Genomic DNA, 22,764 nt, shown 5'->3' with positions numbered 1-22,764 from the left:
ATGAGCGATTCAACGACGAACACCTCCGACGTCCTGGCCCTGGACTCACTGCTGACCGAGGACGAGCTGGCTCTTCGTGAAAAAGTCCGTGATTTCACCGCGCAGCGCATCCGTCCGAACATCGCGCGCTGGTACGAGGACGCCCATTTTCCCCGCGAAATCGCCCCGGAGTTGGGCGAGCTCGGCGTCCTGGGCATGCATCTGGAGGGTTACGGCTGCCCGGGCAGGACCGCCGTCGACTATGGCCTGGCCGCCATGGAACTGGAGGCCGGGGATTCGGGGATCCGTACGTTCGTCTCGGTGCAGGGTTCCCTCGCCATGACGGCCATTCATCGGTGGGGCTCCGAGGAACAGAAGGAGCAGTGGCTGCCGCGGATGGCCGCCGGCGAACTGATCGGGTGCTTCGCGCTGACCGAACCCAGCGCGGGCTCCGACCCGTCGTCCATGACCACCTTCGCCCGTGAAACGACTGATGGCTGGGTCTTGGATGGTGCCAAGCGTTGGATCGGGCTCGCCTCGATCGCGGATGTCATGGTGGTCTGGGCGAACACTGGCGAGGGCATTCGGGGCTTCCTTGTGCCCGCCGGAACAGCCGGGGTCGCAGCGACGCCGATCGAACCCAAACTCTCCATGCGGGCTTCGGTTCAATGCGACGTAACGTTCGACGGCGTCGAGCTGGGTCCGGAGGCCATCCTCCCGGGTGCCGCTGGACTTCGCGGACCGTTCACCTGCCTGAACGAGGCCCGTTACGGGATTGCCTGGGGTGCGATGGGGGCTGCCCGCGACTCGTACGAAGCCGCGTTGGAATACGCCGGAACCCGGCTTCAGTTCGGCCGACCGCTGGCTGGCTACCAGCTCACCCAGGAGAAACTGGTGAACATGCTCGTGGAGATCCAGAAGGGCACCATGCTTGCGCTGCACCTGGGCCGCCTGAAGGACGCCGGCCACCTCCAACCCCAGCAGATTTCCCTGGGCAAGTTGAACAACGTCCGCGAGGCCATCAAGATCGCCCGGGAAGCCCGCACTATTCTTGGCGGCAACGGTGTCACGCTCGATTACTCTCCCCTGCGGCACGCCAACAACCTGGAATCCGTGCGGACCTATGAGGGCACGGATGAAGTGCACACCTTGATCCTGGGCCAGCACATCACCGGCATCGGGGCCTTCCGCGGCTGACCCACCGAAGTAAGTGGCAGTTGGGTTCGGTCAGGGTTCGGGAAGGACCACCAGGTTGAAGTAGCCGCGCAAGCCCTTCGCCACGTCTACCTCGTCAGGGGCCAGCAACCACTGGGTCTGGAGCCCGTCCCAGAGTGCGACCAGGGACATGGCAGCTTCATCAGGATCAACTCCGGGACGGAGCCTGCCCTCGGCGGCGAGTTCGGCAAAGCGGAGCGCGTAACTCTTGCGCAGGCGGTCGAACCGTTCGGTGAAGTACACCCGCCCGGGGTGGGAATCGGTGACGGACTCCGCGCAGAGGACGATGTAGAGCTCCACCACGCCCGGAATGTTTTCGTTGAAGAGCGCCGTTCGGATGACCGAGTCAACCAGGCCCTCTTCCATGTCGTCGGGGAAAGCGTCGCCGGTGATTTCATCGCGGCGCTCAAGGACTGCCATCAGCAGATCGCGTTTTGACGGGAAATAGTGCAGCAGGCTGGTTTGGCTCAGACCCACCTTGTCAGCGACATCCTGCAACGATCCGCCACGATACCCGTGGGCAGAAAACACCTCGTGGGCAGCGTCCAGGATGGTGCGGCGCCGTTCTTCGGATTTTGCGTAGGGGCCCCGCCGCGCTGCGCGGCCCACGTCCTTTGTGGTCATGGCTAGCCAGTGTACATGCGTGTTACGGGTCAAAAATGAAATTCGAGTAACTACTCGAATTTTCTGTTACCGTGGTCACACTTGCCGCGGCGGGACCCTCGGATCCAGGCCTGCGTCATCGTCAACCTGACACGAAGAGGTGAAGGCTCATGACCCCATTCACGCGAAGACAACTCCTGGGCGCAGGCCTGGGCACAGCAGCCATGGGCCTGCTGGCCGGATGCGCAACTCCTGGAACGCAGTCCGTCAACGCCGCGCCCACCATCCCCGCAGCAGGAGAGCCCGTCCGGCTCACCTACTGGGCCTGGCTCAAGGATTTCCAAAAGGTCGCCGACGTCTGGAACGCTGCGCATTCGAACATCCAGGTGGATGTGGTGTGGATCCCCGGCGGCAACTCCGGCGGATACCAGAAGCTTTACTCTGCCCTGGCAGCAGGGGGCGGGCCTGATCTTGCGCAAATTGAGTTCCGGTCCATCCCCGAGTTCATGCTGGTCAATGGCCTGGTGGATATCTCCCGCTACGGCGCCAACGAACACGCCCACCTCTACGACCCCACCTTGTGGAAGCAGGTCAGCTACACCGGAGGCGTCTATGGCATCCCCCAGGACGCCGGCCCCATGGGCATGTTCTACCAGCCGGCCATCCTGGACAAGGTAGGCGGCAGCAACCCGAAAACCTGGGACGAGTGGGCCGCGTTGGCCGCTGAACTTCGTTCCGTGGACAGCTACCTGGACTGCTTTCCCATCAGTGACGCCTCCCCGTTTGCTTCCTTCGCCGGACAGGCCGGCGCGCAGTGGCTGCGCCCGGAGGAGGACGGGTGGGTCATCAACATGACCGATGAGGCGACGCTCAACACGGCGCGCTTCTTCGATAAAGCGATCGACGCCGACCTCGTCACTACCGCGTACGGCGCCTTCTCACCGGGCTGGTTCGCGGCCGCGGCCAAGGGTGGCATTGCCTCTACCATCACCGGCAGCTGGGGCGATGCCCTGGTCCAGGGAGTCAGTGGTTCCGAAGGAAAGTGGCGGGCCGCCCCGATGCCCACGTGGGGCGATACGGGCTTCGGCTCAAGTTACCTCGGCGGTTCCACGGCGGCGGTCCTGGCCAACAGCAAGCACCCCAAGGAAGCACTTGAGTTCGCGGTGTGGCTGACCACGTCCAAGGAAGGCATCGACGCCCAGATCAAGAACAGCGGCATTGGTTGGTCCCCCAACCCCGACTTCATCGGTACCGATCGCCAACAGCCCTCGGCGTTCTTCGGTGGCCAACGCTACAACGAGGAAGTATTCGTCCCCGCCACCAAGCAGCAGAACCCGGACTGGTCCTGGTGGCCGGTCACCCAGCAATCCTTCAACATCCTGAGCGACGGTTTCCGCAAGAAGGCGTTTGGGACGTCCTTGGTGGATTCCGTTGCCGCTTCCGAGCAGCAGATCATCAGCGTTTTCAAGAACAAGGGCCTCACCATCCGGAAGGAAACGGCATGACGACCACCCGCACCTCACCTAACGTGCAGCGTCCCGCCACCGCAAACCGCTCAGGCAAACAAATCAAACAGGCCGGCAAGCGGAACGGCGCCGCCGCCCGGGCTCCCTGGGTGCTGCTGGCACCATTCCTGGCCCTCTTCGTCCTCACGTTCCTGCTGCCCATCGTGGTGGCCATCATGTCCAGTTTCACCAAAGTGACCCGTAGCGGGCTCTTCGGCGAAGCAGGCGTGAGCAGTGAGTTTGCCGGTTTCAGCAACTACGCCCAGGCCCTGGCTGACGGCAGCTTTGTTGCCTCAATTGGCAGGATGCTCCTGTTCGGCGTGGTGCAGGTGCCGGTCATGATCGTCCTGTGCACCGCGTTGGCCCTTATGCTCGAGTCGGCCTCGGCAAAATGGCCCGGATTCTTCCGTGCCGCCTACTTCCTGCCCTACGGCGTCCCCGGTGTCATCGCGACCATCCTGTGGTCCTTCCTGTATGTCCCCGGCCTCAGCCCCCTGTTCGATGCCGCCAAAGTGGTGGGCCTGACTCCCGATTTCCTCGGTGCGAACAGCGTGCTGTGGTCCATCGCCAACATCGTCACGTGGAGCTACACGGGCTACAACATGCTGATCATCGTGGCGCAGCTGAAGGCCATTCCGGTGGAACTCTATGAGGCAGCCAAGGTGGACGGTGCTTCCACCTGGCGCGTGGCGCGCAGCATCCAGCTGCCCCTCATTCGTCCCGCGCTCATGCTCACCACAGTGTTCTCCATCATCGGAACCCTGCAGCTCTTCGCGGAGGCACAGGTACTCAAGACTGTGGCTCCGGCCATCGACAGCCAGTACACGCCTAACCTCAGTGCCTACACCACGGCCTTTGCCTACAACGACTACAACGTCGCCGCAGCCCAGTCGGTCATCATCGCCGTGGCCGCCTTTGCCCTGTCCTTCGCCTTCCTCGCACTGACGAACAGGAAGTCCTCATGACCGCCACCGCCACGAAGCCCACCTCCACCGCCGTCCGCAGCAAACCTTCCGCCGGCCCGGACCGCTCAGCCGGACGACGCCGGTCATCGACCATCATTGTCACTTCACTTCTGGTGGTGGTGGCCTTGTACTTCCTCATTCCCGTGTACTGGGTCTTCGTGGCCTCCACGAAGTCCACGGCCGATCTCTTCTCCACCAACGGTTTCTGGTTCGCCCCGACGTTCTCCCTGTGGGAGAACATAGGCCGCGTGGTCAGCTACGACAACGGCATCTTTGGCCGCTGGTTCCTGAACTCCGCGATCTACGCGGGCGTCGGAGCACTCCTGGCCACCTATTTTGCTGCCGCTGGTGGCTACGCGCTGGCCAAGTACCAGTTCCGGGGACGGAACCTGGTGTTCGGCACCATCCTGGGCGGCGTGCTGGTGCCCGGCACGGCCACTGCCTTGCCGCTCTTCCTGCTGTTCAGCCAGATGGGCCTGGCCAACACCTACTGGAGTGTCCTGCTGCCCTCGCTGGTCTCCCCCTTCGGCCTGTTCCTGTGCAGGATCTATGCCCAGGCCACCGTGGATACTTCGTTGATCGAGGCGGCCCGGATCGACGGCGCCGGAGAACTCCGGATTTTCCACACCATCGGGCTCAAGGTACTGACCCCCGCCTTGGTCACCGTGTTCCTGTTCCAGTTGGTGGGCATTTGGAACAACTACTTCCTTCCCCTGGTCATGTTGTCCGACTCTGAGCTCTACCCCATCACGCTCGGACTGAACAACTGGCTGAGTCAGGTTGACCGTTTGCCTGAATTCTATGAACTGACCACCGGCGGAGTGCTGCTCTCCATCATTCCCCTCAGCATCGCCATGATCGTCCTGCAGCGCTTCTGGCGCGGTGGGCTGACAGAAGGAGCCGTCAAGTAATGATCCCGTCACCCGAGGTCCACTACATCACCGATACCGGTCCGGGTACCGGGAACAGGGTCCCGGCCCGCTCCTGGCTGCACACTGACGCCCCCACCCTGTCCCTCAACGGCCAGTGGCGGTTCCGGCTTCTCCCCGGGGCTCCCGGCACAGCAGGCGGCCGCGGCGTCCTTCCCCCGGGCGAGACCATCGAAGGAGTCGGCAAGGAAACCCTGGACGACTCCGGCTGGGACCGGATCCCTGTTCCCGCGCACTGGGTACTGGAGGGCGAGGGTGCTTACGGACGCCCGATCTACACAAACGTGCAGTTCCCCTTCCCCACCAATGCCCCGCACGTCCCGGATGAGAACCCGACAGGTGACTACCGCCGCTCGTTCGAAGTGCCGGAAGGCTGGAACAACGCCCACAAGACGGTGCTGCGTTTTGACGGCGTCGAATCCCGTTACAAGGTGTGGCTCAATGGCATCGAAGTCGGTGTAGGCACCGGCAGCAGGCTGGCCCAGGAATTCGATGTGACCGGGGCCCTTCGCACCGGGCATAACGTGATTGCGGTCCGCGTCCACCAATGGTCGGCATCGAGCTACGTTGAGGACCAGGACCAGTGGTGGATGCCCGGTATCTTCCGCGACGTCACACTCCAGGTCCGCCCCAACAATGGCATCGACGACGTCTGGCTCCGGACCTCCTACACCGCGGGTGCCGGGGTCATCGACCCGGAGATCACTGCGGACGATGTCAGCTACCCGGTCCGGCTGTCCGTTCCGGAACTGGACGTCGACGTCGTCTGGAACTCCCCGGCCGACGTCGCCCCGGTGGCGATCACCGCCGTCGAACCTTGGTCCGCCGAGGTTCCGCGCCTCTATAACGCAACCGTGCAAAGCGAGGGTGAGACCATCTCGCTTCGGCTCGGCTTCCGCACAGTGGAGATCAAGGGTGACCGGTTCCTGGTGAATGGACGGCGTGTGGTGTTCCACGGGGTGAACCGCCATGAAACCCATCCCGACCGCGGCCGCGTGTTTGACGAAGACTTTGCCCGTGCCGACCTCGCCCTGATGAAGCAGTTCAATGTCAATGCGATCCGCACCAGCCACTACCCACCGCACCCGCGCTTGCTGGACATCGCCGACGAGATGGGATTCTGGGTGATCCTCGAATGCGACCTGGAGACGCACGGCTTTGAACGGCATGGCTGGGTGGGCAATCCCAGCGACGATCCGGCGTGGCGTGAGGCGTATGTGGACCGGATGGAACGCACGGTGGAGCGGGACAAGAACCACCCCTCAATCATCATGTGGTCCTTGGGCAACGAGTCCGGGACCGGCGCCAACCTGGCAGCGATGTCCGCGTGGGCCCATGCCCGGGACACCGGCAGGCCCGTCCACTACGAAGGTGACTACACCGGTGCGTACACGGACGTTTACTCGCGGATGTACTCTTCGGTTCCTGAAACTGAGGCGATCGGCCGCGATGACTCCCGATCACTCCTGCTCGGGTGTTCCGCGGCGGAGTCCGCCCGGCAGCGTACCAAACCGTTCATCCTGTGCGAGTACGTCCATGCCATGGGAAACGGTCCGGGCGCGATCGACCAGTACGAGGACCTGGTGGACCGCTTCCCGCGGCTTCATGGCGGGTTCGTATGGGAATGGCGTGATCACGGCATCCGCACCACCACGGCCGATGGCACTGAATTCTTCGCCTACGGCGGGGACTTCGGCGAGGTTGTCCACGACGGCAACTTCGTCATGGACGGCATGGTCCTCTCCGATTCGACGCCCAGCCCTGGGCTCTTCGAGTACAAGCAGATCGTCGCTCCCCTGCGGTTGGGCTTCTCCACGGAAGCGTCCGACGCCGGTACCCGCCGTTTCGTCTCCGTCGCCAACCTGCGGCATACGGCAGATGCATCGGACGTGGTCCTGCGTTGGCGCACTGAGCTGGATGGTGTCCGGCTTGATTCCGGCGAACTGGACGTCCTCACACAGGAAGGCGGCCAGCTTGCTGCGGGAAGCACTGCACGGATTGAGCTCCCGGATTTCGCTGCCGTGGAAGCGGGTGAGTACTGGCTGACTGTGGAGGCTGTCCTCCGCAAGGACACAGGCTGGGCTGAGGCCGGGCACGTCGTGTCGGCGGCGCAGCTGGAGATGACCGAAGCCCCTGCAGCATTGAGGGTTCCGCGTCCCGGGACATCCGCGGCGCGTGCGGACGTAGACGTGGAAGGGACCGTTTCCTTGGGCCCGGCCGTCTTCGAGGCGGGCCGGCTGGCCTCCCTCGCAGGGCTGCCCGTCTCCGGACCACGGCTGGAACTGTGGCGTGCCCCTACGGACAACGACGCCGGCGCCGGCCGCGGGAGCTACGACCACGCCGATCCGTGGCTCAACAACGGAAACGGCACTGCTGCCCCATCCATGGAAACGGTCTGGCGTGCTGCCGGCCTGGACCGGCTCACGGCAAGGGTGGAGAAGGTTTCAGCCGACGGATCCGAGGTGGTGGTCCAGACCCGCTACGCCGCCGCCGATGCTTCCCAATGGGTCACGGTCGAGGAAAACTGGCAGCTCTCCGGCGGGGAACTGTTCCTGCGCGTGGACATCGTCCCCAGCACTGGCTGGGACATCATTTGGCCTCGCGTCGGGCTCCGGTTTGAACTTCCTGCATCCGTTGACGGGGCATCCTGGTTCGGCGCGGGACCTCGGGAATCGTACCCCGACAGCATGCATGCCACGCTGGTGGGACGGTACTCGGCGGGCATTGACGAGCTCACGGTGCCGTACGCCAAACCGCAGGAATCGGGACACCGCAGTGCTGTCCGGTCGGTTGACCTGCAGCAGGCAGGTTCCCCGTGGCTGAAACTCGACGCCGTCCCGGACTCCCGCGGCCGCTTGCCCGGTTTTACGCTCACCAGGCACACTGCGCAGGAAGTCTCAGCGGCGGGTCACCCGCACGAGTTGCCGGCAAGCCACCACAGCTACCTCTACCTTGATGCTGCCCAGCACGGCCTTGGGTCCAGGGCTTGCGGGCCGGATGTGTGGCCGGACTACGCGTTGCGTCCGGAAGCGCGGACCTTGACGTTCCGTATCGCTGAGGCGGGCTGAAACCCCCCGTTGTGAGGCCCGCTCTGCATGGTTTATCGAGCGAATAGCGCGCAGAGCGGGCCTCACAACTGCATTCGGGCACCGGGCAGGTCAGGCAACCGCGGCGGGTCAGGCAACCGAGGATCCAGGCAGGTCAGGCAACCGCGGCGGGTTCCTTCTTCACCGCGTCCTTCCGGATGGTGGCACTGATAACCGCGGCCACGGTGCACATGGCAGCTGCTCCCATCCAGGCGTAGTTGTAGTGCCCGGTGGCATCCCTGATGAAGCCGGCCATCAAGGCGGCCACGGCTGCACCGAGTTGGTGGGCGGCGAACACCCAACCAAAAACAACCGAGCCGTCCGCGCCGAACACCGAGCGGCAGATCGCAGCGGTGGGAGGCACAGTGGCCACCCAATCGAGCCCATAAACCACCACGAAGATGATCATGCTCGGCTCAACAGAGGAGCCCAGGAGCAGCGGCAACACCAGCAGCCCGATCCCGCGGAACTGGTAGTACACCGCCAGCAGGATCTTGGGATTGAAGCGATCGGTCAGCCACCCTGAGGCGATGGTCCCCACGATGTCGAAAATCCCGACGACGGCCAACAAACCGGCAGCAGTGGTCTCGGGCATGCCGTGATCGTGCGCCGAAGGGATGAAGTGCGTGCCGATCAGTCCGTTGGTGGTTGCTCCGCAGATAGCGAACCCGGCAGCCAGAGCCCAGAAAGTGCGCACCTTGCTGGCCCGCTTCAGGACTTGCAGGGCCCGGACGGCGGCATTGGCGGAGTCCTTCGGCGGGACAAGTGCAGGCGACTCGGCAATAGCGGCCGGCGTGCCAGCCAGCACCGGGGCGGGCGTTCCGGCCGGCGCCGGGGTGGATCCGGCGTCATTGTCTCCGCCCCCGGCTTTGCTCAAGCCGGGTTCCTCCGCCCCGTACGGCAGGACCCCGACGTCGGCGGGTGAGTTACGCAGCCACCGCAGCACCAGCGGGACCACGGCGAGCGCACCGGCGGCGATGAGCAGCGAGGCTCCCCGCCAGCCCGGGTTCTGGGCCAGCGCAGCGATGAAGGGCAGGAACACCAGCTGCCCGGCGGCACTGCCTGCGGTCAGGATACCGATCACCAGTCCCCTGCTCTTGGCGAACCACGTGTTGGCGATGGTGGCCGCGAACACCAGTGCCATGGAGCCTGTGCCGAGGCCGATCAGCAACCCCCAGGTGAGCAGGATCTGCCAGGACTGGTTCACGAACACCGTGAGCGCAGAGCCCAGACCGATGAGGCACAGCGCCAACGAGGTGACCCGGCGGATGCCGAAGCGCTCCATCAGCGCTGCAGCGAAAGGTGCCGTCAGCCCGAAGAGGACCAGGTTGATGCTGACCGCCAGCGACAACACCGTGGTGGACCAGCCGAATTCCTCCTGCAGCGGGACCATCAGCACGCCCGGCGCTGCACGGAAACCCGCAGCTCCCACCAAAGCGAGGAATGCCACTGCGGCCACGAACCAGGCCGGGTGGAGCCGGCGGCGCTTGCTGGTGGATGCCTTCTTTTCCGGCGGTGCCCCGGTGACGTCGGGAGCTGTCATGCGGGGATCTCCGTTTCAGGGGAATCGCTCGTGTGGTTTTCTTGTGGTGCCACGGCCAGTGGCAAGGGATGGTTGCTGCGCTTGAAGCTGTGCCAGCTGGTGTTGGCTGCAGTCAGGTGGATACCACAGTGGGTGCACGTGTCAGCTGACGTTGTTGCCTCCCCGCAGTCGGTGTGGATGACCTTCATGTGCGGCCCATCATGGGGTGCGTCCAGATTCTTCCCGGCCCAGATGATAATGGCGTTCAGGACGGGCAGGGCGTCCTCGCCCTTGGGCGTGAGGACATATTCCTGCCGGGTGCGGGTGCCGTCGTGATAAGGGCGCTGGGCCAGCAGGCCTGACTCGACAAGCCAGCCGAGCCTCTTGCTCAGGACGTTGTCTGCAACCTCCAGCTGTTGCTTGATGGCCTCGTACCGGCCGTTGCCCAAGAAGATCTCACGCAGGACCAGGCTTCCCCAGGGGTCGCCAAGGACATCGAGGCCACGGGCCAGGCTGCACGGGCGTGCTGACCAGTCAGAACGAAGAGGCATGAGCCCAAAGTAGCTGACTTCTCTCAAGAAAGCCAAGGCATCCAGCGCCCCTCCCGAATGTGACGTACGCGACACACCCCGCCGGTTTGCTCCGCTTTCACCTCGGGTTCACCAGCGCTGATTAGGCTGGCCCGGTCACCTCTGACCACGAAAGGCACCCCTGAATGTCCTCGAACAACCCTGAAATGGTTAATCGTTCAACCGATGCGTCCGGACTCTCCCGCCGCGGCTTCCTCGGCACCGCAGCTGCCGCGACGGCGCTCGCAGCCACCGGTTCCCTCCTGCCGCCATCGGTCCAAGCTGCCATGGCCAAACCAACCCCGCCGGGGAGCCTCCAGTCCATCAAGCACGTCATCATCCTGATGCAGGAGAACCGCTCCTTTGATCACTACTTCGGCTCGTTGCGTGGCGTGCGCGGCTATGGGGACCAAGCCGTCACCCGGCTGCGCAGCGGCAAGTCCATGTTCGAACAGCCACGTGCCACCGGCGGGGACGTGCTGCCCTTTTCCCTGCGGAAGGCCGCCGAACTCGCCGGCAGGCCCGGTACGGACATCCAGTACCTGGGCGATCTGGACCACTCCTTCAACGGAACCACGACGGCGTGGAACAACGGCTGGTGCGATCAGTGGGTTCCAGCCAAGAGCGCTTCCACCATGACGTTCTACGAACGCCAGGACATTCCACTGCAATACGAGCTCGCCGACACCTTCACCATCTGCGATGCCTACCACTGCTCCGTCAACGGCTCCACCAACCCCAACCGCAACTTCCTCTGGAGCGGCACCACGGGCACTGAGCCAGGCAGCTCCAAACGAGCCGTCACCAATGCGGCCTACGGCTACGACCACGGTGGCTATGACTGGACCACCTACCCCGAACGCCTTGAGCAGCAAGGGGTCGGGTGGAAGATCTACCAGGATTGGGACAATTTCACGGACAACGCGGTCGAGTACTTCCAGACCTTCAAGGCAATCGGCCGAAAGATGCTTGCCCAGGTGGACGGAAACCTTCGCACCACCGAGGAGTTCTATGACCGGCTCCAGGACAAAACACCCGCCGAGCAGGACCGGCTCCTCGCGCAATTGGAGAAGGGCCGCGCCGCCCTCACGGATGCCGAGCGCGCACTGTTCGACAAAGCCATGTGGCGTGGCCGTCCCAACACCCTTCTGGAACGCCTCGGCGCGGACATTTCCGGTGGAACCTTGCCTCAGGTCAGCTGGCTGGTGCCCTCGGCAGCCGATTCCGAGCACCCGGGTGCTTCCACTCCTGTGGGCAGCGCAAACTTTGTGTACCGCCTGCTGGACATCGTGGCCAGCAACCCGGACACCTGGGACAGCACGGCAATTTTCCTGAACTTCGACGAAAACGACGGCTACTTTGACCACGTCCCGCCGCCCGTCCAGCCGCGACCGGCGTCGGGCGAGTCCACGGACTGGACCACCGCCCGGCCCATCGGATTGGGACCCCGCGTACCCATGACCGTGGTTTCGCCGTGGACCGTTGGCGGTTACGTCAGTTCTGAAATCTTCGACCACACCTCGGTGCTCCGCTTCCTGGAACGCTGGACCGGCGTTGCGGAACCGAATATCTCGCGCTGGCGCCGCGAGGTCTGCGGTGACCTGACCGGCGTTTTCAACTTCACGTCCCCGGGCACTCCTCCAGTTCTTGAGCACCCAGCGGGAGTGCCTGCCAAGATCAGCCGCTGGCGCCCGAATCCCCCTTCCGAGCAGGTAGCCCCCGTCCAGGAAACGGGCAGCCGCCCGGCCCGCCCGCTCCCCTACCGGCCCCGGATTTCGGCCACCGTCCAGACCGGAGGCCTGGCCCTGGCCCTGACCAACCAGGGAACCCGCTCCACCCACTTCACGGTGTACGGCTACGCCGGCGAGGTCACAGAACCCCGGCACGTGGACGTGCTTGGAAGCCAGAAGGTGGAACTCCCCGTCACCGCCGGCGCGTTCGACGTCGTCGTCACCGGCCCCAACCGGTACCAGTACGAACTGAAAGGCACGACGGCGGGCGCCGCGTCCGGCGTCGACGTCACCGTGACCGGTCGCCGCGGCAGGAAAGCCGTGGAACTGGAGCTGGGCAACAACGGGACGGTACCGGTGACCGTGAAGGTGGAATCCCTTCAGTACGCCGAGGACCACCAAACCGTGAAGCTCAAGCCCGGACAATCCAGGAAGATTGGCTGGGACACCGTGGAGGGTTGGTACGACCTCCAGCTCACCTCGGCCGATGACGCCTCGTTCAGGAGGCGCCTGACCGGGCGTGAGGAAGACGGCCGGGACGGCATCTCAGGCTAGGGGCTCCAACCGCTCCGGCCCTTGTTCGCCGCGCAAACTGCGCATTTTGCCCCCGGGTGGGGCGGGCGGACAGGGGCCGGATGCAGGGCTAGGCTACGGACTTTCGCGTCCGCGAGGGATGATATGCCACAGCCCAATAGACCAGCATGGCAATTCCGCACACCACACCCAGGCTGGAAATCATGAGCTGCCATTGAGTCTGCGGGTCCTTGCCCCACTCGGCAGCGCCCGCCCATACGGCAAGATTCTTGGGCGTCATGAAGAAAGCCACCGTGGAGCACGCCACGATCACCCATCCGGCGGTGCGCATCCGGCCCGATCGTGACGGTACCCGGTGCATGGCGAAAGCCATGCTGGGCAGGGCGACAGCAACCCAGACCCAGTGGTGGGACCAGGAGACAGGGCTGATCAGGAGCATCAAAATGGCGGTTGCCGATACTGCAATGAAGTTCTCCTCAGCGTCCACCGCCCACTTGATGATGAGGCCGGCAAGGACCACCAGCCCGAGGGACAGGACCATCCACACCACGTTGGTGAGGGAAGAGTCCGGCATTCCAAAGTGCAGCAGGAGTCCCTTGACCGAAAGGTTGTCAACGTACGCCGGTCCGCCAATACGGCCGGTGTCGGGCAGGATCTTGGTCCAGAAGTCCACGGAGGCCTGGGGCAGCACAGCCCAGGCGAGGGCGATGGAGCCAAAGAAACCCGCAGCCATCCACCCCAGCGCCTTGAAGTCGCGGCGCACCAGGAAATACAGGCCAAAGGCCAAAGGAGTCAGCTTCACCCCTGCCGCCAGGCCAATCAACAAGCCTGCGGGCCACCGGATTTCACCTGCGCGGACCTTGCCGTGGAGGGCGAAATCAGCCAGGATCACGCCCATCAGGATGATATTGATCTGCCCGAAGACAAAAGTATCCCGCCAAGGTCCCAACAGCAGGATGGCACCTGCCCCCACCAAAGCCGTGGTCCGGAAGCGGTAGTCGGCAAACGCCTCACGCCAGGTCTTCAAGCCGAAATAGTGCCGCGCCAGCCAGGCGGCAACCACGGCGGCGCCCACCAAGGCAGCAAGGATGAACACCATGCTGCCCCCAAAGAAGCCCATTGCCGCCAACACCGTAAAGAGCAACGCTGCGAACGGCGGATAGGTGAACGGCAGCCCCTCCCGGAACGCGTAAAGGTCGCCGCCTTCCAGGACCTTGCCACCGCCGTAAAAGTAGACCTCGAAGTCATTCAGCGCAGGCTCGTAGTCCGTATAGAGGAACCACACAGCCACGGCGAGGGTCAGGGCACCGGCCACAGTGAGGATCCAGCCCCGCTGCGTGGTGGAAGCCACCGTTTGTGAAGGAGAAGCCACAGTGTCAGCCGTTGCTGATCTTGGCAAAGGCCTGTTCAAGGTCAGCGATCAGGTCCTCGGCTTCCTCGATCCCGCAGGACAGGCGCAGGAGATTGACGGGTACGGCCAACTCGGTGCCCTTCACCGAGGCGTGGGTCATCTCCGACGGGTAGTTCATCAGGGACTCGATGCCGCCCAGGGACTCGGCCAGCGTGAATACCGAGGTTGATTCGGCCACCGTGCGTGCCGCTGCCTCGCCGCCCTTGAACTGCACGGAGACCATGCCGCCGAACTTCTTCATCTGCTTGGCAGCGAGCTCGTGGCCGGGGTGGTCAGGCAGTCCCGGGTAGAGCACTGCTTCCACCTCGGGGCGCTGCAGCAGCCACTCGGCCACTGCCTGGCCGTTATCGCTGTGGCGGTCCATGCGAACGCCCAAAGTCTTCAGCCCACGGGTGGTGAGAAACGCATCCATGGGACCCGAGACCGCGCCCACGGCGAACTGGATAAAACCGATCTTCTCCGCGAGCCCGGCGTCCTTGACCACAACGGCACCGCCCACCACGTCGGAGTGGCCGCCGATGTACTTGGTGGTGGAGTGGACCACCACGTCAGCACCCAAGGCGAGCGGGGTCTGCAGGTAGGGAGACGCGAAGGTGTTGTCGACGACCAGGAGGGCACCGGCGTCGTGCGCTACAGCGGCGAGGGCCTCAATGTCGGTGATCTTCATCATCGGGTTGGACGGCGTCTCCACCCAGACGATCCGGGTGTTGTTCGCGGCGACGGCTGCCGCCACGGCGTCGAGGTCCGACATGTCCACGGGGGTGTTGCCGATACCCCAGTCGCCCAGGACCCGGTTGATCAGGCGGTAGGTGCCACCGTAGGCGTCGTTACCCAGGACGATGTGGTCACCGGGGCGGGCGACTGCACGGATCAATGAGTCCTCGGCGGCCAAGCCGGAGCCGAAGGAAAAAGCTGCGGTACCACCTTCGAGGGCGGCCAGCTGCTCCTGGAGTGCGTCGCGGGTGGGGTTGCCGCCGCGGCCGTACTCGTAACCGGAACGCAAATTGCCGATCCCGTCCTGGGCATAAGTGGAACTGAAGTGCAGCGGAGGCACCACAGCACCGGTCCTGGGCTCGAAGGCCTGTCCGGCGTGGACGGCGCGCGTGTTGAACCCGGCGTTGTTGGTGGCAGACATGGAAGCTCCTCGTGGTTCGTGGGACGGATGGTTCACGGCGCCGGCTGGGACCGGACGCCTTGGCGTGGGTTGCGCCTAGTTGCTCAGGTAGGCCAGGAGGTCATGGCGGGTCAGGATGCCCACCGGGGCACCCGCGAACGTCACCATGACGGTATCGACGTCGGACAGCAGCTCGCGCGCGGCCGAAATGGTTTCCAGGGAGCCGATCACCGGAAGGCGCGCGCCCATGTGTTCGGAGATCTTGTCCATCAGCTTCGCTTCGCCGCGGAACAGTTTGCTGGTGAGGCTGCGTTCATCCACGGCCCCCAGGACCTCACCCATGACCACCGGCGGTTCCTGTGACAGGACCGGGATGTGGGAGACACCGAACTCGTTCATGATGTTGATGACGTCACGGACGGACTCGTTGGGGTGGATGTGGACGAGGTCGGGCATTTCGCCCGTCTTGGACTTGAGGACCTCCCCCACCGAGGACTCTTCCCCGCCGGAGAGGAAGCCGTAGGAGCGCATCCACTGGTCGTTGAAGATCTTGGCCAGGTAGCCGCGGCCGGAATCCGGCAGGATCACCACTACAACAGCGGACTCGTCCAGGTCCTTGGCGGCCTGCAGTGCTGCTACGACGGCCATGCCGGAGGAACCGCCAACCAACAGGCCCTCTTCCCGGGCAAGGCGGCGGGTCATGGAGAACGAGTCGGCATCGGAAACTGCGATCACATCATCGGCAACGGAGGGATCGTAGTTGGCGGGCCACATGTCCTCGCCCACGCCCTCCACAAAGTAGGGCCGGCCGGTGCCGCCGGAGTAGACCGAACCTTCCGGATCCGCGCCGATGATCCTGACCGGGCCGCCGTCGGACTCCGCACGGTCAGCGGAGACTTCCTTGAGGTAGCGGCCAGTGCCGGTGATGGTGCCGCCGGTTCCGGCGCCGATGACCACGTGCGTGACCCGGCCGTCAGTGTCCTGCCAGATTTCCGGGCCCGTGGACTCGTAGTGGCTGCCGGGGGCGGCAGGGTTGGAGAATTGGTCAGGTTTGAAAGCCCCGGGGATTTCGCTGACCAGGCGGTCTGAAACGCCGTAGTAGCTTTGCGGGCTGTCCGGAGCCACTGCCGTGGGCGTCACCACGACCTCGGCGCCGTACGCCTGCAGGACGGCGCGTTTGTCCTCGCCCACCTTGTCAGGCACCACGAAAATGCACTTGTAGCCTTTTTGCTGGGCTACCAGCGCCAAGCCCACTCCAGTGTTTCCCGACGTCGGCTCAACTATGGTTCCGCCCGGCTGGAGCCGGCCGTCCTTTTCCGCATCCTCGATCATCTTCACGGCGATCCGGTCCTTGATGGATCCGCCGGGATTGACGTACTCGAGCTTCACCAGGACGGTGGCTTTGATGCCCTCCGTAACGTGGTTGAGTTTGATGAGGGGCGTATTGCCGATGAGGTCCAACACGGACTGGGCGTACTTCATAAGTACAAAGTTACCGCCTGCCCGGTGCCCGGCTTGCTTTCGCCCCGTTGGCTAGGTGCCTGCGGACGTGTCGGTCTGCCACACACCCAGGACATTGCCCTCAGTGTCCTTGAAGTAGGCATACCAGCCCATGGTGGGCACCGCGCCCTTGGCTTGGACCACGGTGCCGCCGGCTGATTCCACGTGTGCCAGCGCTGCATCGATGTCCTCAACGTCGATGGTCAGGATCGGGGTCTTAAGCGCGTCCGTCCGGGGAAAGAGTGCCCCGTTGATGGCCCCCGGCTCCGTTGGCGTACCTGTTTGTTCATCGGAGGGCGCCGTAATGGCGATCGTGTAGTCCATCCCCTGCATCGGGCTCAGGTTCCAGCCGAAGGCACTTTGGTAGAAGGTGTTTGCCCGGTCTGTGTTGTCGGTAGGAATCTCGAAGTGCACTATAGCGGCCATGGTTCGCGCTCCTTGTACCTGGTTTTTCATGGCGTATGGCGCGGCCCACCCACGCCACACCAGGGAGTCTAGACCCGGGCGGATGCCTGCCGTAAGGGGTCCGGACAGCAGATTGTCAGCCGGACGTGGGACCATAAAAACATGACCATCGCAGACGCCCCGCCCGTTGTTGCGGCCGCGGCGGACGCGGCCGTCAGGTGGCATCCGGGCGGCGCCTTCCGCTTGGACCAGACCATGTTTCCGCTCATGCGGGGCAACGGGGACCCGTCCTTCGCCGCGCAGTCCAACGGCTTCTGGATGGCGTTCACCGCGGATTCCGGGCCGGTCTCGCTGAGGTTGTCGGCAGGCGGATTGGGTGACGAATGCTTCGTGGACGCCCAAGCGTGGGGCCCTGGGGCCGGCGACGCCATTGCGGGGGTGCCCAGGCTTTTGGGCGCCCACGACGATTGGTCTCCGTTTGATGAGCCCGCTTTCCACGCCACGCTCCCCCGCCTGGTCACAGAAGCACGACGCCGGAACCTGGCTTTGCGGCTGCCCTCCACCGGGCGCATGGTTGACTCCCTGGTGCCCACCATTTTGGAGCAAAAGGTCACCACGCTGGAGGCACGTCGTGGATACCGCTACCTGATGCACCGGTACGGAACCCCTGCCCCCGGCAAGGTTCCCGCGGGGTTGCTGGTGCCTCCCACTGCCCGGCAGTGGCTGGCAGTTCCGTCATGGGAGTGGCACAAGGCCGGGGTTGGGCCACAGCGTTCGGCCACGGTGATGCGGGCGCTGCAGTCCGCCGTCGCACTTGAACGGCTGGCAGGCCTTGATCCGGCGCAGGCGAGCGCCGGGATGCAGACGATTCCGGGGATCGGCATCTGGACGGCGTCCGAGGTAGTCCAGCGGACACATGGCTGCCCGGATTCGATTTCCGTGGGTGATTACCACTTGGCCTCCTACGTGGGCTACGCACTGACGGGTCGGAAGACCGACGACGCGGGCATGTTGGAACTCCTGGAGCCCTGGCGGGGACAGAGGCAGAGGCTGGTCCGCATGCTGTACCTCAGTGGGTTCCGCAAACCCACCTTCGGGCCACGGATGACGGTTCAGGATCACCGGCGCCACTAAGAGCGTTGCTTAGAGGTGCAGGCGGGATACCGCTTCCTGACGCATGTCCACCTTCCGGACCTTGCCGGAGACTGTCATGGGAAAGCTCTCACGCACGTCCACGTAGCGGGGGATCTTGTAATGGGCCAGTTTCCCCCGGCAGTACGCGGCCAGGTCCTCGGGCGTGAGCGGGGCGGCCCCGGGTTTGAGGATGATGCATGCCATGAGTTCCTCGCCATACTTTGCGTCAGGCACCCCAATCACCTGCACATCCTGGATATCCGGGTGCAGATACAGGAATTCCTCGATCTCCCGCGGGTAGATGTTCTCCCCGCCGCGGATCACCATGTCCTTGATGCGCCCCTCGATCACCAGGTAGCCGTCCGTGTCCATGCGGGCGAGGTCACCGGTGTGCATCCATCCTTCCGCGTCAATGGCTTCGGAAGTTTTCTCCGGCTGTCCCCAATAACCGCTCATGACCGCATAGCCGCGGGTGCACAGCTCCCCAATGACGCCCCGTTCCACTGTTTCCCCGGTCCCCGGATCCACGATCCTGCTCTCCAGATGCGGCATGGTCCGTCCCACCGTGGTGGTCCGCTGCTCCAGGGTGTCCCCCGGCCGGGTCATGGTGGACACGGGCGAAGTCTCGGTCATTCCGTAGCAGATGGCCACGTCCACCATGTGCATCTCATCGATCACCCGGCGCATCACCTCGATGGGGCACAGGGAACCTGCCATCACGCCGGTGCGCAGCGTGGAGAGGTCGTAGGAAGCAAAATCGGGCAGGGCCAGTTCTGCGATGAACATGGTGGGCACGCCGTAGAGGGACGTTCCGCCGAAATCCTGCACTGCTTCCAACGCTGCCGAGGCAGTGAATCCGCGGCTGGGAATGATGGTGGCCGCCCCGAAACTGAGCGCATTGAGGTTTCCGATGACCATGCCGAAGCAGTGGTAGAACGGTACCGGGATCACCACGCGGTCATGTTCGGTGTACTTCAGGAGCCGGCCGATCGAGTGCCCGTTGTTGAGGATGTTGTGGTGGGTCAGCGTCGCACCCTTGGGAAACCCCGTGGTGCCCGAGGTGTATTGCAGGTTGATGGCCTCGTGCGGGTCAAGTTCGGCCATCCGGTCCTGGACAGCGGAAGGCCCGACGCCGTCGGCCCGGGTGAGGAGTTCTGCGTACCTCATCTCGTGGCTGGCTTCGGGTTCGCCCGCTGCCAACTCCAGTTCAGGGTCCCCCGGGAGGAAGACGATCTCCCGGAGTTCCGGACAGACCGCCGCAGCGTCCCTGGCCATGCCCACGTAGTCGCTGTGCTTATCTGAAGGAGCAACCACCAGCATCCGCATGCCGTTCTGCCGCACCACGAATTCCAGCTCGTGGCTCCTGTACGCCGGATTGACGTTGACCAGGATCGCCCCGACCTTGGCTGTCGCGTATTGCAGGATGGTCCACTCGGCGCAGTTCGGGCTCCAGATCCCGATCCGGTCCCCTTTGGCCACGCCGGTGGCGAGCAGTGCCCGGGCGAGGCGGTTGACGTCGTCGTTCAGTTTTTCGTAGCTCCACCGGCGGGCGTCACCACCAGGCGTCGCTGCGGCTTCAATGAGGGCGTCCCGCAAAGGAAATTGTGCGGCGATGCGCTCAAAGTGGGCGCCGATGGTCTCTTCGAGCAACGGGACGTCAGTGTCTCCGGCAGTGTAGGACAACATGACGGAACGCTACCAAGGGACGGGCCGCAACAGAACCGTAACCACCTCCAGCGGGGCCGTGTCCTGCCGGTAGGGTTGGATCCATGAGTGCACCCATTGACCTGCAGGCCACGTTCATCCCCAACGAAGGCGAGTTCTTCCGCGTGAAGCTCGCTTTGGAAATCGCGATCGACGAGGTCGTGAACGAGCCCGGCTGCATCCGTTACGAGCTCACCGAAGCTACCGAGGACAAGCTCGTCCTCACGGAGCGCTGGGAATCCGAGGAGCTTCTCGAGAAGCACTCCAAGGGAATCGCCGTCCAGGACCTGAACGAGTCCCTCAGTGCTTTGCTGGCTGAGCCCGTCAAGCTCGAACGGCTCTAGTCGCCGCAAAACTGCGAGAACGCCTTAAAGCATCGAGGTCGCCGGAATTTTCCGGCGACCTCGATGCATTTCCGGCGAATTCGGTGTCGAACCGCCGTTGGGTCTTAGTTTTCCTGGGCCTCGGCACGCGACTTGGCAACGTGGGCGTGGACCTCTTCCATGTCCAGTCCCTTCACCGCTTCAATGACCTGCTCAAGCTGCTGGCCGTTGAGGGCACCGGGCTGGGAGAAGACCAGGACCTTTTCGCGGAAAGCCATGAGTGTGGGGATGGACGTGATCCCGGCTTCTGCGGCCAGTTGCTGCTCGGCCTCGGTGTCGACCTTCGCAAAAACGACGTCGGCGTGCTTGTCCGAAGCTGCCCCGTAGGTGGGGGCAAACTGGCGGCACGGGCCGCACCAGGCAGCCCAGAAATCCACCAGGACAATGTCATTGTCCTCGATGGTCGATGCGAACTGTTCTCCAGTGATGTCAACTGTAGCCATGGTTCCACGGTACGCGACCCTGCCCGCTATGTCCCATGCAGGGGTGACCTGTTCGCTTCCCGCGTTACCGGGAATAAAGCAACTACTTACCCAGCACGTACTTCAGCGCGGATGCGTAGAGCGGAGCCACTTTATTGTGGCCGGTCTGGTTCATGTGGTTGCCGTCGAGGTAGTCTCCGGCTGCCCCGGCGATGGTTGCCGTACCGGCCAGGGAAATCCGCGGCCACCCGCGAAGTGCGGCCTCCCGGGTCACGAGTCCGTCCACCCACCGGCGTTGGGCATGGCTGGCGTCATACCGTGACAAGACTCCATTGATCAGGATGGTGCTGCGCGGATACTTGCGCCGGAGTTCGTCCCACAGCCGATTTGCCTGGGACAGGATGGCTGCATCCGTGGCGCCGATCCGGGCGTCGTTGCCGCCCAGCGTCACCACTACCAGCCCGGGATTTCCCTGCGGCAGGAGGATCCGGTCCTGCGCCAGCGCATCAGTGGCAGAACCACCCCCGACGGCGGGACTGCCGGATACGTAGCCGATCCCACCGATGCTTCTGACTACTTGGCGCGGATACCCGGCCATGCGGGCACCTTGCTCGCCCCAGGAGTCCAGGTCCAGTTGCGAGTCGCCCAGGAAAACCACCGTGGACGCGTCCACGGCTTCGGCCGAGTAGAGCTCCTGGGTGGCGTCGTTCCAGATGGTTTCCAGTTTCTGGAAGGCCACATGGGTTCCCCTGCTGTCCGTCCAGGTGTCGCGGACAGGCCAGCCGAACTCACCAGGGTTGGCGGACCACACCGTGTACGTGGGGTGTCCTACGATCCGGGCACCCGTTGCCGGCCCCCACACCAGCCAGCCATTGGCGAACTGCTGCACGAGTCCACCGGCATGGGGAAGCTTGTCCGTGAGCGGCAGCCCAAGTTGCCCGGCCGCTCCGCCCAGTGCGTTGTAGCGGTTGTGGACATCGCCATGGGTTGTGGAGTGTGCTCCGGTAGCAGCGGACCAATAAACCGTCCCGCCCTGGAAGATTTGGTAAACAAAGCTGTTTTGCCGCACTTCCTCACCCACGGGATATCCGAGCGCTCCGTTTTGGCCCCCTGTGGAGGACCAGTAGCTTCGGATTGCGCCGGTGACTGCTTTCGCCCCGGTAGCAGGTGACCAGAGAATGGTGCCGCGCTGGTACTGCTGGGATGAGCCGCCGTTCTTCAGGCCCAGTGCCTCGTCCGTGGCGGGGTAACCCAGCTCGCCCTCTTCCATCCCGGACTGACGCCAACGTTCGCGAATCGCGCCCATGGACGGATGCGCCCCTGTGGCCGGCGACCACACCACAAAGCCCCGTTCGAATGCCTGCCAGGCACCGCCATCGCGCAGTCCAGTGCTTTCCGCGGTTACCGGGTACCCAAGGTACCCGGTCTCGAAGCCGGCACGGCCCCAGGCCAGATGGATGGATCCGCTGGTCCGCTGGGCGCCGGTGCCCGGAGAGTAAATAATGGCGCCGCGTTCATAGCTTTGCTTGGACCCTCCGTTGCGCAGCCCACTGGTGGTATCGGTCTTGGGGTAGCCGTGTAAGCCTGAGGGACCGCCCGCGGCCCACCATGAGGTGCGGACCGGTCCGTTGACTACCACCCGGGCGCCGGTGCGCGGGGACCAGGCAATGTCCCCTCCCGCGAACCGTTGCACGCAGCCGCTGGTGCTCCCGCTGCCTGAACATTCCTCGGCACTGGTGGGGCGGAGCAGTACGCTTCGTGCCCAGGCGCTGGTGTTGTAGAGGTTGCCGATTGCGCCGGTGACAGGCGGTGTGGAGGCCTGCGCGGGAACCGGGGCACCGAGCGAGCCGGGAACCAGCAATGCCAAGGCAACCGCGCCCAGTAACCACCGACGTACCGGCCCCGCTGCCGTCTTGCTCAAGCCCACTGCATCAACCCCCACCTGCTGCCCCATCCAACCGCTGAGGCAAGTATCTTCGACGCCGGCACTCTCCACACCGGCGACCCAGCCAATGGTGTCACATCGTTATGACAGGAACCCTTGATCCGGACTG

Annotated in this window: 18 protein-coding genes; 8 read left to right on the top strand and 10 right to left on the bottom strand. The window is 64.2% G+C overall.

What is annotated here, in order from left to right:
• Complete coding sequence (locus BLQ01_RS01670) at positions 1-1,176, top strand: acyl-CoA dehydrogenase family protein (protein WP_091549861.1); 1,176 nt, start codon at positions 1-3, stop codon at positions 1,174-1,176.
• 30 nt (positions 1,177-1,206) lie between these two features.
• Here the strand turns inward: BLQ01_RS01670 and BLQ01_RS01665 are convergent, their stop codons facing one another.
• The gene (locus BLQ01_RS01665; protein WP_091549860.1) at positions 1,207-1,818 is read right to left on the bottom strand and encodes a TetR/AcrR family transcriptional regulator; all 612 of its coding nucleotides are present in this window, start codon (positions 1,816-1,818) and stop codon (positions 1,207-1,209) included.
• Positions 1,819-1,967: 149 nt separating this feature from the next.
• Between BLQ01_RS01665 and BLQ01_RS01660 the strand changes: the two genes are divergently transcribed.
• Genes BLQ01_RS01660 through BLQ01_RS01645 form a run of 4 tightly spaced genes read left to right on the top strand, consistent with a single transcriptional unit; the run spans position 1,968 to position 8,264 of the window.
• The gene (locus BLQ01_RS01660; RefSeq protein WP_091549858.1) at positions 1,968-3,302 is read left to right on the top strand and encodes an ABC transporter substrate-binding protein; all 1,335 of its coding nucleotides are present in this window, start codon (positions 1,968-1,970) and stop codon (positions 3,300-3,302) included.
• Positions 3,299-4,267, top strand: coding sequence for a carbohydrate ABC transporter permease (locus BLQ01_RS01655; protein WP_091549856.1), 969 nt, complete (start codon positions 3,299-3,301; stop codon positions 4,265-4,267). Before BLQ01_RS01660 ends, BLQ01_RS01655 begins: the two co-directional genes overlap by 4 nt.
• Positions 4,264-5,178, top strand: coding sequence for a carbohydrate ABC transporter permease (locus BLQ01_RS01650; protein WP_026539736.1), 915 nt, complete (start codon positions 4,264-4,266; stop codon positions 5,176-5,178). The genes BLQ01_RS01655 and BLQ01_RS01650 overlap by 4 nt, the downstream gene beginning before the upstream one ends.
• On the top strand, positions 5,178-8,264 hold the full coding sequence (locus BLQ01_RS01645) for a glycoside hydrolase family 2 TIM barrel-domain containing protein (protein ID WP_175493318.1): 3,087 nt from the start codon (positions 5,178-5,180) through the stop codon (positions 8,262-8,264). The genes BLQ01_RS01650 and BLQ01_RS01645 overlap by 1 nt, the downstream gene beginning before the upstream one ends.
• Positions 8,265-8,397: 133 nt before the next feature.
• Here the strand turns inward: BLQ01_RS01645 and BLQ01_RS01640 are convergent, their stop codons facing one another.
• On the bottom strand, positions 8,398-9,825 hold the full coding sequence (locus tag BLQ01_RS01640; RefSeq protein ID WP_091549854.1) for an MFS transporter: 1,428 nt from the start codon (positions 9,823-9,825) through the stop codon (positions 8,398-8,400).
• A complete protein-coding gene (locus tag BLQ01_RS01635; protein WP_091549853.1) occupies positions 9,822-10,355 on the bottom strand; it encodes a winged helix-turn-helix transcriptional regulator in 534 nt (177 codons plus the stop codon). Before BLQ01_RS01635 ends, BLQ01_RS01640 begins: the two co-directional genes overlap by 4 nt.
• 185 nt (positions 10,356-10,540) lie before the next feature.
• Here BLQ01_RS01635 and BLQ01_RS01630 point away from each other — a divergent pair, with 185 nt between their 5' ends.
• Positions 10,541-12,658, top strand: a complete 2,118-nt coding sequence (locus tag BLQ01_RS01630; protein ID WP_254779139.1) for a phosphocholine-specific phospholipase C — start codon at positions 10,541-10,543, stop codon at positions 12,656-12,658.
• 88 nt (positions 12,659-12,746) lie between these two features.
• On the opposite strand, the gene BLQ01_RS01625 is transcribed toward BLQ01_RS01630, so the two are convergent.
• The 4 genes from BLQ01_RS01625 to BLQ01_RS01610 form a co-directional block, all read right to left on the bottom strand.
• Positions 12,747-14,009 carry a glycosyltransferase 87 family protein gene (locus BLQ01_RS01625; protein WP_091549849.1) on the bottom strand — a complete coding sequence of 421 codons (1,263 nt, stop codon included), beginning with the start codon at positions 14,007-14,009 and terminating at the stop codon, positions 12,747-12,749.
• 4 nt (positions 14,010-14,013) lie between these two features.
• Positions 14,014-15,183 (bottom strand): cystathionine gamma-synthase, encoded by a 1,170-nt coding sequence (locus BLQ01_RS01620; RefSeq protein ID WP_091549848.1) that lies wholly within the window; start codon positions 15,181-15,183, stop codon positions 14,014-14,016.
• A 75-nt stretch (positions 15,184-15,258) separates the two neighbouring features.
• Positions 15,259-16,644 carry a cystathionine beta-synthase gene (locus BLQ01_RS01615; protein WP_026539729.1) on the bottom strand — a complete coding sequence of 462 codons (1,386 nt, stop codon included), beginning with the start codon at positions 16,642-16,644 and terminating at the stop codon, positions 15,259-15,261.
• Positions 16,645-16,695: 51 nt separating this feature from the next.
• Positions 16,696-17,088, bottom strand: a complete 393-nt coding sequence (locus tag BLQ01_RS01610) for a VOC family protein (protein ID WP_091549846.1) — start codon at positions 17,086-17,088, stop codon at positions 16,696-16,698.
• A gap of 141 nt (positions 17,089-17,229) precedes the next feature.
• On the opposite strand from BLQ01_RS01610, the gene BLQ01_RS01605 reads away from it, so the two are divergent.
• Complete coding sequence (locus tag BLQ01_RS01605) at positions 17,230-18,201, top strand: DNA-3-methyladenine glycosylase family protein (protein ID WP_091549844.1); 972 nt, start codon at positions 17,230-17,232, stop codon at positions 18,199-18,201.
• 9 nt (positions 18,202-18,210) lie between these two features.
• On the opposite strand, the gene BLQ01_RS01600 is transcribed toward BLQ01_RS01605, so the two are convergent.
• Positions 18,211-19,887, bottom strand: coding sequence for an AMP-binding protein (locus BLQ01_RS01600; protein ID WP_026539726.1), 1,677 nt, complete (start codon positions 19,885-19,887; stop codon positions 18,211-18,213).
• Between the two features lie 83 nt (positions 19,888-19,970).
• Between BLQ01_RS01600 and BLQ01_RS01595 the strand changes: the two genes are divergently transcribed.
• Positions 19,971-20,249: a putative quinol monooxygenase gene (locus BLQ01_RS01595; RefSeq protein WP_026539725.1), complete on the top strand. Its 279-nt coding sequence runs from the start codon at positions 19,971-19,973 to the stop codon at positions 20,247-20,249.
• 104 nt (positions 20,250-20,353) lie between these two features.
• On the opposite strand, the gene BLQ01_RS01590 is transcribed toward BLQ01_RS01595, so the two are convergent.
• Both BLQ01_RS01590 and BLQ01_RS01585 read right to left on the bottom strand, forming a co-directional pair.
• Complete coding sequence (locus BLQ01_RS01590) at positions 20,354-20,731, bottom strand: thioredoxin family protein (RefSeq protein ID WP_026539724.1); 378 nt, start codon at positions 20,729-20,731, stop codon at positions 20,354-20,356.
• Positions 20,732-20,813: 82 nt separating this feature from the next.
• Positions 20,814-22,652 (bottom strand): SGNH/GDSL hydrolase family protein, encoded by a 1,839-nt coding sequence (locus BLQ01_RS01585; protein WP_175493317.1) that lies wholly within the window; start codon positions 22,650-22,652, stop codon positions 20,814-20,816.
• Positions 22,653-22,764: the final 112 nt, after the last annotated feature.

Source organism: Arthrobacter sp. UNCCL28, assembly GCF_900102805.1.
Lineage (GTDB): Bacteria > Actinomycetota > Actinomycetes > Actinomycetales > Micrococcaceae > Arthrobacter > Arthrobacter nicotinovorans_A.
Note: the sequence above shows the minus strand (reverse complement) of the source record. Positions and strands in the feature narration are given on the sequence as shown.